The sequence below is a fragment of the Oceanisphaera sp. genome (genome assembly GCF_052084945.1).
Lineage (GTDB): Bacteria > Pseudomonadota > Gammaproteobacteria > Enterobacterales > Aeromonadaceae > Oceanimonas.
Genome location: NZ_JBQDEX010000088.1, coordinates 1 through 12,405, shown reverse-complemented (window position 1 = coordinate 12,405; position 12,405 = coordinate 1). Strand labels below are relative to the sequence as shown.

The 12,405-nt window shown below is 46.9% G+C and carries 13 protein-coding genes; 4 read left to right on the top strand and 9 right to left on the bottom strand.

Translation table 11 applies throughout. The annotated features are described in order from the left end of the window. Positions 1 to 96: 96 nt before the first annotated feature. From ruvX to metK, 7 genes are all read right to left on the bottom strand, one after another. The gene (gene ruvX, locus ACTHY5_RS08870) at positions 97 to 540 is read right to left on the bottom strand and encodes a Holliday junction resolvase RuvX (RefSeq protein ID WP_441878812.1); all 444 of its coding nucleotides are present in this window, start codon (positions 538 to 540) and stop codon (positions 97 to 99) included. Continuing rightward, positions 537 to 1,094: a YqgE/AlgH family protein gene (locus ACTHY5_RS08865; protein ID WP_441878810.1), complete on the bottom strand. Its 558-nt coding sequence runs from the start codon at positions 1,092 to 1,094 to the stop codon at positions 537 to 539. The genes ruvX and ACTHY5_RS08865 overlap by 4 nt, the downstream gene beginning before the upstream one ends. 60 nt (positions 1,095 to 1,154) lie before the next feature. Then, on the bottom strand, positions 1,155 to 2,102 hold the full coding sequence (gshB, locus tag ACTHY5_RS08860) for a glutathione synthase (RefSeq protein WP_441878808.1): 948 nt from the start codon (positions 2,100 to 2,102) through the stop codon (positions 1,155 to 1,157). Next, positions 2,099 to 2,830 (bottom strand): 16S rRNA (uracil(1498)-N(3))-methyltransferase, encoded by a 732-nt coding sequence (rsmE, locus tag ACTHY5_RS08855; RefSeq protein WP_441878806.1) that lies wholly within the window; start codon positions 2,828 to 2,830, stop codon positions 2,099 to 2,101. Before rsmE ends, gshB begins: the two co-directional genes overlap by 4 nt. A 123-nt stretch (positions 2,831 to 2,953) precedes the next feature. Then, on the bottom strand, positions 2,954 to 4,039 hold the full coding sequence (locus ACTHY5_RS08850; RefSeq protein ID WP_441878804.1) for an endonuclease/exonuclease/phosphatase family protein: 1,086 nt from the start codon (positions 4,037 to 4,039) through the stop codon (positions 2,954 to 2,956). Positions 4,040 to 4,099: 60 nt separating this feature from the next. Then, on the bottom strand, positions 4,100 to 4,612 hold the full coding sequence (locus ACTHY5_RS08845; RefSeq protein WP_441878802.1) for a SprT family zinc-dependent metalloprotease: 513 nt from the start codon (positions 4,610 to 4,612) through the stop codon (positions 4,100 to 4,102). Positions 4,613 to 4,725: 113 nt separating this feature from the next. Beyond that, positions 4,726 to 5,886 (bottom strand): methionine adenosyltransferase, encoded by a 1,161-nt coding sequence (gene metK / locus ACTHY5_RS08840; protein WP_441878800.1) that lies wholly within the window; start codon positions 5,884 to 5,886, stop codon positions 4,726 to 4,728. Between the two features lie 281 nt (positions 5,887 to 6,167). Between metK and tkt the strand changes: the two genes are divergently transcribed. From tkt to yedF, 4 genes are all read left to right on the top strand, one after another. Next, complete coding sequence (gene tkt, locus ACTHY5_RS08835) at positions 6,168 to 8,165, top strand: transketolase (protein ID WP_441878798.1); 1,998 nt, start codon at positions 6,168 to 6,170, stop codon at positions 8,163 to 8,165. A gap of 227 nt (positions 8,166 to 8,392) precedes the next feature. Beyond that, complete coding sequence (locus ACTHY5_RS08830) at positions 8,393 to 9,346, top strand: NAD(P)-dependent oxidoreductase (protein ID WP_441878796.1); 954 nt, start codon at positions 8,393 to 8,395, stop codon at positions 9,344 to 9,346. Positions 9,347 to 9,530: 184 nt separating this feature from the next. Next, positions 9,531 to 10,829, top strand: coding sequence for a selenium metabolism membrane protein YedE/FdhT (gene yedE / locus ACTHY5_RS08825; protein WP_441878794.1), 1,299 nt, complete (start codon positions 9,531 to 9,533; stop codon positions 10,827 to 10,829). After that, positions 10,816 to 11,058, top strand: a complete 243-nt coding sequence (yedF, locus tag ACTHY5_RS08820) for a sulfurtransferase-like selenium metabolism protein YedF (RefSeq protein ID WP_441878792.1) — start codon at positions 10,816 to 10,818, stop codon at positions 11,056 to 11,058. Before yedE ends, yedF begins: the two co-directional genes overlap by 14 nt. 15 nt (positions 11,059 to 11,073) lie before the next feature. Here yedF and ACTHY5_RS08815 read toward each other — a convergent pair whose 3' ends face one another. Then, on the bottom strand, positions 11,074 to 11,388 hold the full coding sequence (locus ACTHY5_RS08815) for a translation initiation factor (RefSeq protein ID WP_441878790.1): 315 nt from the start codon (positions 11,386 to 11,388) through the stop codon (positions 11,074 to 11,076). Then, positions 11,388 to 12,405, bottom strand: a 1,018-nt coding sequence (gene nagA / locus ACTHY5_RS08810; RefSeq protein ID WP_441878788.1) for an N-acetylglucosamine-6-phosphate deacetylase, incomplete at its 5' end; no start/stop codon positions are given. The genes nagA and ACTHY5_RS08815, both read right to left, overlap by 1 nt.

The window sequence follows — 12,405 nt, the reverse complement described above, 5'->3', positions numbered from 1 at the left end:
AGCCCCCATGGATGGGTTTATGGCGTGTCGTGGAAGGTGACTCTGTTTCCTCTAGGTCCAGCTTTAAATCAGATCACATTTTTACTTAGATTGGTATTAGCTTCTAGCTTCCGGCTGATCACTTGGAGTGGCGGCTTCCATCCATGATTCTAAAATGAGCTGTGCCGAGACGGCATCAATGGTATCTTTCCCTAAGGCTTTATAACCACCGGCTTCAAACAAGCGGGCACGAGCATCTGTGGTGGTTAGGCGCTCATCTTGCAGTGCCACTTCGATACCAAATCGACCATGCAACCGGTTAGCGAATTTACGGGCACGACGGCTGATCTCTTGCTCGGTGCCGTCCATATTTAAAGGCAGGCCGATGACCAATAAGTTGGGCTGCCACTCGTTAAGTAGCGCGGCTATCTGATCCCAATTTGGAATGCCGTCATTGGCTTTTAACGCTAATAACGGCCGTGCCGATGCCGTTATTTCTTGACCAATAGCCACGCCAATGCTTTTTGTGCCATAGTCGAACCCGAGTAGAGTGCGGCTCATGCGTGACCTACTTGTGATGATAAATGCTGCGAGTCTATCCCTAAACGGCCCACAGCCTGATGCCAACGCTTAGCTAGCTGTGTATTAAAAAGCAACTGAGTATCAGCCGGCACTGTTAACCAATTATTCTCGGTCAGCTCTTGTTCAAGCTGGCCTGGCGTCCAGCCGGCATAGCCAAGGGCGACTAAATATTGCTCAGGTGCTTGCGCTGTGCCTAAGGTTTCTAATACATCGGGAGAGGTGGTGATCATTAAATCATCAGCCAGCATTTGACTGGAGTTAAAACCCGTTACTGGGCTGTGTAATACAAAGCCTCTGTCGGTGGCGACAGGCCCACCTTGTAATACCGGCTCTTCTAGCTCGCGGGGCGCATCTTCAGGGAGCATGTCTAGCTGGTTTAATAATTCATGCACCGGCATATCAACGGGAATGTTAATCACTAATCCCATAGCGCCTTCGTCATTATGCTCGCATACATAGGTTACTGAACCGGCAAAGAAAGGATCTTTGAGGTTGGGCATAGCAATTAAAAAATGATGTTGCAATGAGTCCATGTCGTCTCGTCTTGAGTCAGAAATGGCCCCGCCTATAATAAACGGGGAAGGAGCTTCTCTTTAGGATAGCCGCTTTTCAATGGCATCCATTAACATACCAGAAATATTGACAGGAAATGCCGCTTCTATTTCTCGTACACAAGTTGGGCTAGTGACATTTATCTCGGTGAGCTTATCACCAATAATGTCTAGCCCAACGAAGATCAGGCCTTTTTCTTTTAAGGTGGGACCCAGCGCCTTGGCAATGCGGCGATCACTGTCGCTTAATGGTCGCGCTTCACCACGGCCGCCAGCCGCTATATTGCCACGGGTTTCTCCACCCTGGGGAATACGCGCTAAACAATAAGGCACGGCTTCACCGTCCACTACTAATACGCGTTTATCTCCCTCGGTAATAGCACCAATATAGGCTTGTACCATGCAGTAGCGGCTACCATGCTCGGTAAGGGTTTCGATAATAACACCTAAGTTGGGGTCGTCTTGTTTTACTCTAAAAATAGAGGCGCCGCCCATACCATCAAGCGGCTTTAAGATAATATCGCCGTGCTCTTGGTAAAAAGCGCGAATATCAACCGCACTGCGTGTCACAAGCGTGGTGGGGGTAAACTCAGAAAACCAAGCGGTATAGAGTTTTTCATTAGCATCGCGCAAGCTTTGCGGCTTATTGACAATCAAAGTGCCTTTTTCTTCAGCGCGCTCTAATAAGTAAGTTGCGTAAATAAACTCGGTATCAAAGGGAGGATCTTTACGCATTAAAATAACATCTAGGTGACTTAATGGCAGACGTTCAGTGGCTTCTAGAGTGAACCAGTCGTTTGGGTCTTCTTTAACTGTCAATTTTGCCATATTGCCAAAAGACTCACCATCACGCAGGCTGAGGTCGCTCATTTCCATATACCAGAGCTCATAACCACGGCGCTGGGCTTCTAATAACATGGCGAAGCTGGTGTCTTTTTTAAGGGTGATGGACTGAATAGGGTCCATCACGATTCCCAGTTTAATGGTCATGCAAGATCTCCAAATCGGCATTGCAAAGCGGTAATAGCGGTTAAGGCCGCCGTTTCAGTTCTCAGTACGCGAGGGCCGAGTAAAACATCAATAAAATCGTGATCGCGAGCCTGAATGATTTCGTCGTCAGATAAGCCACCTTCTGGGCCAATCAAGAGTCTAATGCCGGCCACAGGCGGCGGCAAGGTGTTAACACTGTGCTTGGCTTTAGGATGCAGGTTGAGCTTAAGGCTGTCTGTTTCTTGTGCCAACCACTGTTCTAAAGAAAGGGCGGGGCGAATGTCGGGTATTGTATTGCGCCCACATTGCTCACAGGCAGCAATAGCAATACTTTGCCACTGCTGTATTTTTTTCTCTAATCGTTCACCGGATAATTTAACACCACAGCGACGAGAAAACAGCGGGGTGATAACATTAACGCCTAACTCAACAGACTTTTGAATGGTAAATTCCATTTTTTCACCGCGGCTGATCACCTGACCTAAGTGAAAAGGTAAAGGTGACTCACAGTCACTGTTATTAAACTCCCCCACACGCACACGGACAAGCTTTTTAGTCGCCTCAAGAATATCGGCTTCGTATTGACCACCTTGGCCATTAAACAGTGTTAATGACTGTCCCACCTGCATGCGTAATACACGGCCAACGTGATTGGCTGCATCGCCAGACAGTGTTAGCTCTTGCCCACAGTGGAGTGGGCTCGCTTCATAAATTCGCGGGGTACGCATAATGTTTGCACACTTCCTTACTCGGTGGTCATACTCTGGAATGACCTATATTGTACCGCTAGAGCCCGCTCGCTGCTATGGCGAAAGTGCGATGGAGTGGCGCTAATCTGGCTGTCTGGTTCATTATGGGCAGTTTTTAGCAATGCGATAGCCTGAGTCTTTGGCTGCTTGGGCGCTACTAAAGCTCACTCTATTTTTGCTACCCACACGGTTATAACTGGGGCAGTCGGGACGATGAAAGATCTTAGAATGACGGTTACCACGGATCTCTTGAGTCGCATTCCTGGTAACCGGTGATTGTGCTTGGCTAGAAGGTGTGGCAGCAGCAAAAGCCGAGATACTGGCAGTGGCATCATCGAGTACGCCATCACCTAACGCCATATAAAGAGGAGCATGGTCAGAGACGTGCTTGCGACTTTTAGCGTGATCCCACCCAATCATATTGGGAAAATCAATAATACCGGCATCATTAATGGCTAAATGCGTATCACGCTCAACCCAGATATTATCGTATAAGTTGGCATACTTACCGGCTGTTTTCGATAGTGTAGATGCGCCTTGAGTGACTAACGGGCGCGCGTATTGTTTTAATGCATTCCAAGCTCGGTGCGATTGTGGCAAGTTAAAATCTCCAGCCAGCACAAGAGGGGTATCGGGATACACTTCGGCCATCCATAGCCAGTAATCTGCGAGGGCGTTAATTTCTGGTGTGCGATCTTTAATGCTTTTGCCGTACACAATATGCACTGTGCCTATAGCTAGCTCACTTTGATCTTGTTTTGATTTAAATTTGGCAGAAAAGGGCTCACGAACAAAATGGTTTTCTCTATCAAGATAAACCACGGCTCCTTCACTATATTCAACGACAGAGTCTCGCCAAATAAAGGCATACATTTCTTTATAGCTATTTGCCCCTAGCGCATGAGAAACCAAGTGGCTCCATGACTCGCCAGTGTACTTTTCTAATGCCTGCTCTAGCTCAGCAATCCCCGATTCTGTCATTACTTCTTGTACGGCTAACAAATCAACTTTGCTAGCAATGGATGCTAAGGCAGGAAAGCTTTTATTGCTACCGTGACCCAAGCGTTGAATATTCCAAGAGCCCACCACAATATCACTGGCATAAACGCTGAGAGTAGGAATAAGAGTGCTACAAACAATCAAAAAAGCCGCGTTAAGATAGCGACCAAGAGCGCGTGGTATGTTCATGAAAATTCGTGTTCCTTAAAAAGGGAGGAGTAAAAAGCGATGTGTTGTCAGATAAATCAATTAGCTTGATGTTATGTGCTGGGCACTCGGCGCTGAGACTTTTTTCAATATGCCATTACAGTACAGACACTGATAACGCTGTTTTTTGCGCAGCATATTATTGTGACGTCTTAGGGTCAGTTGATGACGACGGCACTCACATTGATAACTAAAAGTGGGAGCGACTTTACTAATATCGAGCTGATGGCGAGTGTGAGGCACTCGCTTAAATATTGAACGCATAATATGCTGCCATTCTTGGCCATGAGGCTTTACTTTGCCATAACAGGCAAAGGCCACCAGGTGGGCCACTTCATGAGGCACAATATCACTGATAAATTCGGGCTCATTATCTGCCAACAGTATGGGATTAAAACGTAATTCCCAGCGCTCTAGCCACGCAGAGCCAGCAATGCGGCCGCGTTGCGTAAATAACACGCGAGGAGGCAAGAAGTCGCGGCCTAAGGCTTGAGATGCTTGTTTCATGCAATCATAAGCGCGGCTGATAATGCGCTCTTCTAGTAAAGGAGTCATAAATAAAGTGTGGTGTTAAGTAATAAAAAATCAGTTTGCTCAGTCGCCATGTCAGGCTTTTTAGTATGAAAAAAGGGAAGCCTGAGCCTCCCTTTTAGCTGTGTATTACTCGCCTATTTTAGGCCAGCAGCATCGCGTAATAGGTCGGCTTTATCGACCGCTTCCCAAGGGAATTCATCGCGGCCAAAGTGTCCGTACGCCGCAGTCGCTTGATAAATAGGACGATTTAAATCTAGCATTTGAATCAATCCATAAGGGCGCAAGTCAAAGTGCTCACGAACGATTGCATCGATAACCGATTCAGCCACCTTGCCCGTGCCAAATGTTTCTATGCTAATGGACGTAGGTTCTGCTATACCAATGGCATAAGACACTTGAATTTCACAACGTTCAGCCAAACCGGCAGCCACAATATTTTTAGCGACATAACGTGCGGCATAAGCGGCAGAGCGGTCAACTTTAGAGGGATCTTTACCAGAAAAAGCTCCGCCACCGTGACGTGCCATACCGCCATAAGTATCAACAATAATCTTACGGCCAGTTAATCCGCAATCACCCATAGGGCCACCGATAATAAACTGACCGGTTGGATTAATGAAGTATTGGGTATTTTTATTTAGCCACTGCGCGGGTAAGGTTGGCTTAATAATGGTTTCCATGACAGCTTCACGCAGGGTAGCTTGATCGATATCAGGGTGATGCTGAGTCGATAGCACCACCGCATCTATGGCAATGGGCTTACCCGCGTCATCATATACAAAGGTGACCTGTGATTTTGCGTCTGGGCGTAACCAAGGCAGCTCACGACTTTTACGTACATAAGCCTGACGTTTCATTAATCGATGCGCATAAGTAATTGGCGCTGGCATTAATACTTCGGTTTCGTTAGAGGCATAACCAAACATTAAGCCTTGATCCCCAGCACCTTGTGCATAAGGGTCTTCATCTTCACGGTCTACGCCCATGGCGATATCGGGAGATTGTTTGCCAATGGCGTTTAGTACCGCACAGCTTGCGCCGTCAAATCCCATTTCAGAGCTGGTATAGCCGATATCACTGACAGTCTTACGTACCAAGTCTTCAATATCAACCCAAGCGCTAGTGGTGACTTCACCGCCCACAACCACCATGCCCGTTTTCACAAAACTTTCGCATGCCACACGCGCTTTAGGATCTTGTGTAATAATCGCATCGAGTACCGCATCAGAGATTTGATCGGCAATTTTGTCTGGATGACCTTCTGAGACAGACTCTGAGGTAAATAATTTGGCCATGATGGTTCCCTAACCTTAATAAATCGGGTGTATTATAACTGCAACTGCGCCAGATGGCAGTATTAACATCTAGACGGCTATTCTAATAAGGCAAAGCACCGATTACCAGTAAAAAGTCGGGATTAAGTCATTTTGACTCGACTCGCTATGGGGGAGTCGCGTAAAAACGCCCGTGTATCTTAAGCCGCAGAAGATTAGATTTGCGCCGCTTAGCAGTCTTTGGGACAATACGCGCGTTTGTTAACCTCTAACATAATAAGTAATCATCTCAGGAGATGTCGATGCCTTCTCGTCAAGTGCTGGCCAACGCCGTGCGCGCATTAAGTATGGATGCGGTACAAAAAGCTAATTCCGGTCACCCCGGTGCCCCCATGGGCATGGCAGATATTGCCGAGGTGTTGTGGCGCCATTATCTAAAACACAACCCGAATAACCCTAACTGGGCGGACCGCGATCGTTTTATTTTATCTAACGGTCACGGCTCTATGTTGCTGTACTCCTTATTGCACCTGACTGGCTACGACTTGTCTATTGAAGACCTAAAGCAATTTCGCCAGTTACACTCTAAAACGCCAGGGCACCCTGAGTTTGGCTATGCCCCAGGTATAGAAACCACAACCGGTCCTTTGGGCCAAGGCATTACCAATGCGGTGGGCATGGCGATTGCTGAACAATCGCTTGCTGCACAGTTTAACCGCCCAGGGTACGATATTGTTGACCATTATACCTATACTTTTATGGGCGATGGTTGCTTGATGGAAGGCATTTCACACGAAGCCTGTTCATTGGCGGGCACCTTAGGTTTAGGCAAGCTGATTGCGTTTTGGGATGACAATGGTATTTCCATTGACGGTGAGCTAGACGGTTGGTTTAGTGACGATACCCCTAAGCGTTTTGAAGCCTATGGCTGGCAGGTGATTGCCGATGTCGACGGCCATGATGCCAATGCATTAACACACGCCATTGATGCAGCCCGTGCCGATACCACTCGCCCAACATTAATTTGCTGCAAAACCGTAATCGGTTTTGGTTCACCTAATAAAGCCGGTACTGCGGGCAGCCACGGTGCACCATTAGGTGAAGATGAAATAGTGGCCACTCGCCAACAGCTAGGTTGGGAGCACGCGCCTTTTGCCATTCCTGCCGACATTTATAGCCAGTGGGACGCAAAAGCCCAAGGTGAAGTGGCAGAAGGTCAGTGGAATGAGCAGTTTGCCGCTTATGCTGCTGCCCACCCTGAGTTGGCGGCCGAGTTTAAGCGTCGCAGCTCAGGCGAATTACCCGCTGATTGGGCGCAAGCCAGCAGCGACTTTATTAAAGACTTGCAAGCCAACCCCGCGAAAGTGGCCACCCGTAAAGCCTCACAGAATGCGTTAGATGCTTTTGGCGCTATTTTACCAGAGCTATTAGGCGGCAGTGCCGACTTGGCTCCGTCAAATTTGACCATGCATAAAACATCACAGCCAATTAGCGCTGAGGACTTTAGTGGCAACTACCTGCACTACGGGGTGCGTGAGTTTGGCATGAGCGCCATTATGAACGGCGTGGCGTTACACGGGGGCTTTGTGCCTTATGGCGGCACCTTCTTAATGTTTGTCGAGTACGCGCGTAATGCCTTGCGCATGGCAGCACTGATGAAACAACGTGCCATTTTCGTCTATACCCACGACTCTATTGGTTTGGGCGAAGACGGGCCAACCCATCAGCCTGTCGAACAAATTGCCTCGTTGCGCTTAACGCCCAATATGAGCACTTGGCGACCATGCGATCAGGTTGAATCTGCTGTGTCTTGGAAAGCGGCCATTGAGCGTCAAGATGGCCCTACGTCCTTGATCTTCTCTCGCCAAGGGTTAGGTCAAATGGAGCGCACAGAACAGCAATTGGCTGATGTCGCCAAGGGCGGTTACGTGCTAAAAGACTGCGCTGGCACTCCAGAGTTGATCATTATTGCCACCGGTTCAGAAGTGGAATTGGCTGTGGCTGCCTACGAGCAACTCACGGCTCAAGGCAAGCAAGTACGGGTAGTGTCTATGCCTTGTACCGATGTGTTTGATGCGCAATCAACTGAGTACAAAGAAAGCGTATTGCCTAGTGCTGTTACTCAGCGCTTAGCAGTAGAAGCCGGCATTGCTGATTACTGGTACAAGTATGTAGGCTTTGGTGGCAACATTATTGGTATGACTACTTTTGGTGAGTCGGCTCCTGCCGGTGAGCTATTTAAGTTGTTTGGCTTTACCGTTGAAAATGTTGTTGAAAAGGCCAATGCCTTACTTGGTTAATAGAGACTAAATAAGCACGAGCAGTAAAAGCCGGCCTAAATTGGCCGGCTTTTTATTTTCTTCACTATTTTTAACTATTAAGCGTTATTGTAAAGTTGTTGAGGCCATTTTATAAAGTCAATACCTGTGGTGGTTATATTTAAGTTTGAAATTTTTTAGGTAATGCTACACTGAGACAGTAATTTATCAGTGTTATCAAGTGTCACCTTAAAGTGGAGCATACATAAATGAAAGTTGTAATATTAGAGTCTCTCGGTATCAGTGATGATGAATTTAAATTAATATCACAACCCCTGACGGATAGTGGTCATGAATTAATAGTATATGAAGATGGTTTATCAGATGATGAAACACTTAAAGCGAGAATTAAAGATGCTGAGGTGTTAGTCGTCGCCAATATGCCATTAAGTGGAGAGGTGATTGATGTTGCAGAAAAATTAAAATATATTTCGATTGCGTTTACAGGTTATAACCATATTGACTTAGATAAATGTAAAGAGAAAGGTATTCAGGTTTCTAATGCTGCCGGCTATAGTACGAATTCAGTAGCGGAGCTAACGTTTGGGCTGATAGTTGCATTATTGCGCAGTATAGTCCCGCTAGAGGCTGCTCTTAGGGCTGGCGGCACTAAGCGTGGCTATAGACAAACTGACTTACAAGGTAAAACGTTAGGGATATTAGGCACGGGTGACATTGGTAGCACAGTGGCAAAGCTGGGGTTAGCTTATGGCTGTCGTGTGATTGCTTATAACCGCAGTGAAAATAAAGACTTGATTGCTCAGGGAGTCGAGTATCAGTCTTTAGAAGAAGTGTTAAAGAATAGTGATATTGTGACACTTCATATTCCACTAACAGATGATACACACCATTTAATTAATCAAGAAAAGCTGGCCCTAATGAAAGACAGTGCAATTATAATTAATACTGCTGTTGGACCTATTATAGATAATGATGCCTTAGCACAAGCTTTACATAAAGGAATTATTGCTGGTGCTGGGTTAGATAGAGTTGATATGGAACCACCCGTTCCTGCTGATTATCCTATACTTGACGCGCCTAATACGGTACTGGTTCCGCATATTGGCTTTGCAACAGCAGAGGCTATGGTAAGAAGAGCAAACATTACCTTTAATAATATTATTACATGGAGTCAAGGCGAACAAGAAAATATTGTTATTTGATAAGTAGAGCCAGTTATGTTTGTTCATAAGGAATAAATGAAACGATTGTTTTTAAGCTCTAAGTGTAGTTCAGCCAATGTAGCTCACTAATAGCAAGGCTGGATGATATATCCGCCTTACAGATGCGCCCTGTATCATGTTGTGCATTGCACTATGAATAGGGCGTTTTTTATCATGCTCAAGCATGTTGTTGCTGCTAACTAGACGCGCTTTAGTGGTAATATATTGGTACTACTTTAAGGATATTAGCAACGCACATGAAGAGCACCCTATTATGAAGCCCATGATCACCCTTATTTTTCAACGCCACTGGAACCCTTATCTGGTGTTACTGATTGCCGGCTTACTCAGTGCCTTGTACTTTGGCCTAACCTCAACTGTGTGGGCGGTGACCGGTGAATTTACCCGTTTAGGGGGCGATATATTAAGCCTGTTTGGTGTGGACACGTCTGGCTGGCAGTATTTTGATATGGTGAAACTTGAAGGTGCGACTTGGGAGCGTGCTGATGGCTGGATTGTCTGGGGGATGTTTATTGGTGCTCTGATCATGGTGCTGTTAAGTAATAGTTTTAAAATTCGGCTACCTCAGCAAAAGCGCCGTTATGTGCAAGGACTCGTGGGCGGCATTATTGCCGGCTTTGGGGCACGGTTAGCGCTGGGCTGTAACTTGGCGGCGTTTTTTACTGGTGTACCACAGTTTTCGCTGCATTCGTGGATTTTTATTGTGGCAACCGGATTAGGTACTTTTTGGGGAGCTAAATTAACCAAAAAGCGCTGGTGGAAAGGGCGTCCTTCGTTAACGCGCGGTGCGGCTGCCCCTTCTCAGGTTAGCAAGCGCGTGATCCAACCTTATATTGGCGGCGCCATTGTTATCGCTTATGTAAGCTTGATACTGTACTTTTTTGCCTCAGGACAACAGTTACTCGGCTTAGGCGCACTGTTTGGCTTGGCGTTTGGTATTTTGATTGAACGTGGCCAAATCTGCTTTACTGCGGCCTTTAGGGATTTATTTTTGGTCGGGCGCAGCCTTATGGCCAAAGCCATCATTTTGGGGATGGCATTAAGCTCTATCCTCACCTTTATTGTGATTGCTCTATACGGTTTAACTCCTATTACGCAAATTGCAGCACTCAGCACCCTGATTGGTGGCGTATTATTTGGCTTTGGCATTGTGTTGGCCTCAGGCTGCGAAACCGGCATGATGTATCGATTAATGGAAGGCCAAGTACTATTTTTACCCGTGTTTGCCGGCAATATAATAGGGGCGACCTTGCTTGCCTATGCTTGGGATCATCTTGGGGTATATGAGCTACTAGTGAGCAGTGGGGCTAAAATTAACCTGTTTGAGGCCATTGGCCCTATGGGAGCCCTGGTAGCGACACTGGCCATGTTAGGCGGGCTTTATGCCTTAACAGTATACAGAGCGCGCTGCTACCGCAGTCAATTCACACAAAAGAAGAGCGTGAAACATGAAGCATACTGATAAAGAAGCCGACTTTACACTCGATTTACGGGGCGAGTCATGTCCTTACCCTGTGGTTTATACCTTAGAGGCACTAGAGGGCATGAGCAAAGGTGAATTATTACAAGTGATCACTGATTGTCCCGGCTCATTTCGTAATGTACCAGAAGAAGCGCTGGCTCATGGCTATCGCTTTGCTAAAGAGCCAGTAAAAAACGGCCAAGAATATTTGTTTTTTATTTATGCCTAAATGCGCGGTTACACTTTAGCCCCCAGCCTGTTTCACCTTGAGCCCCGCTTTAACCAGCAGGGCTTGTACCTGAGCAAGGCGATCGCCTTGAATTTCAATGACGCCTTTTTTAACCGCGCCTCCTGTGCCCAATTGCTTTTTGAGCTGCTTGGCAAGGGCGCCGACTTCTTCACTAGGAACGCCATAAATACAAATAACACCAGCCCCTTTACGGCCTTTGGTTTCGCGACGTAGTCGGATCACGCCATCAACAGGAAAAGGCCCCTCTTGGGTGCTAGAGGCAGTGGGCGCTTGCCAGTTAGGATCGGTACTATAAACCAGTTTATTCATTATGAACTCCTAATGCCTGAATGAAATTGTCCATTAACCAAGGTCGTTTTAACACTCAGAGTGTGGTCTAGCTCACCCGTTAATACCGCCAAATTAGCGATTTTTCCGGGAGTGATTGAGCCCAATAGGTGATCTTGGCCAATGGCGCGAGCGGGATATAAGCTGGCCATGCGCAACGCTGCTTCAGGCTTAATGCCCATTGCTATTAAGTGACGCACGCCGGCTATCATAGTCAGAGAAGAGCCGCCTAGTGTGCCTTGTTCATCCACACATTGGCCATCGCGTATCCATACCTTGGTACCACAAAAATCGAAGTGTTCTAGATCGTCTGGCGCCCCCGCGGCGGCAGTTGCGTCTGTAACTAAACACAATCTTGCCCCCAATATGCGCTGGGCTAAACGAATATTAGCCTGATGCACGTGTACGCCATCAGCAATAATACCGGCATACATAGTTGGGCTATCATATACGGCACCAACAACACCGGGGGTGCGGCCATTGCTGGTAGGCGTCATGGCATTATAAAGATGAGTGGCAAAGCCCACTCCTGCGGTTATACCTTGCATGGCTTCATTATAGCTGGCTGCAGTGTGCCCCATAGCAACCAAAATACCGGCTTGGGTGAGCGCTTGAATATGCTCTGGCGGATGACACTCAGGAGCTAAAGTAATTTTGGCGATAATATCACCATGCTGACACAAAAAATCGAGCATAGTGGAGTCTAACTCTCGAATAAGTGCCGCCGGATGAATACCTTTACGATCAACGTTGGTATAAGGGCCTTCTAGGTGCAGTCCTAATACTTGATTGCAGTGCTGCTCCATGAAGGCCTGAGTGACTACAACGGCTTGGCGAATATCGGCATCTGTAGCAGTAATTAAGGTGGGTAAAAAACTGGTGGTACCTGAGGCTAAATTAGTGCGCTGCATGGTGGCTAGGGTAGTGGTACTAATATCGCTATTAAACATCACACCGCCACAGCCATTCAGCTGTAAGTCAATAAAGCCTGCGGTGAGT

Excerpts from the sequence above, each read along its gene's own strand:
- ACTHY5_RS08815 (WP_441878790.1), bottom strand. The coding sequence starts at position 11,388 with ATGAATAAACTGGTTTATAGTACCGATCCTAACTGGCAAGCGCCCACT.
- yedF (WP_441878792.1), top strand. The coding sequence starts at position 10,816 with ATGAAGCATACTGATAAAGAAGCCGACTTTACACTCGATTTACGGGGC.
- ACTHY5_RS08830 (WP_441878796.1), top strand. The coding sequence starts at position 8,393 with ATGAAAGTTGTAATATTAGAGTCTCTCGGTATCAGTGATGATGAATTT.
- tkt (WP_441878798.1), top strand. The coding sequence starts at position 6,168 with ATGCCTTCTCGTCAAGTGCTGGCCAACGCCGTGCGCGCATTAAGTATG.
- rsmE (WP_441878806.1), bottom strand. The coding sequence starts at position 2,830 with ATGCGTACCCCGCGAATTTATGAAGCGAGCCCACTCCACTGTGGGCAA.
- yedE (WP_441878794.1), top strand. The coding sequence starts at position 9,531 with ATGTTGTTGCTGCTAACTAGACGCGCTTTAGTGGTAATATATTGGTAC.
- ACTHY5_RS08865 (WP_441878810.1), bottom strand. The coding sequence starts at position 1,094 with ATGGACTCATTGCAACATCATTTTTTAATTGCTATGCCCAACCTCAAA.
- metK (WP_441878800.1), bottom strand. The coding sequence starts at position 5,886 with ATGGCCAAATTATTTACCTCAGAGTCTGTCTCAGAAGGTCATCCAGAC.
- ruvX (WP_441878812.1), bottom strand. The coding sequence starts at position 540 with ATGAGCCGCACTCTACTCGGGTTCGACTATGGCACAAAAAGCATTGGC.
- ACTHY5_RS08850 (WP_441878804.1), bottom strand. The coding sequence starts at position 4,039 with ATGAACATACCACGCGCTCTTGGTCGCTATCTTAACGCGGCTTTTTTG.
- ACTHY5_RS08845 (WP_441878802.1), bottom strand. The coding sequence starts at position 4,612 with ATGACTCCTTTACTAGAAGAGCGCATTATCAGCCGCGCTTATGATTGC.
- gshB (WP_441878808.1), bottom strand. The coding sequence starts at position 2,102 with ATGACCATTAAACTGGGAATCGTGATGGACCCTATTCAGTCCATCACC.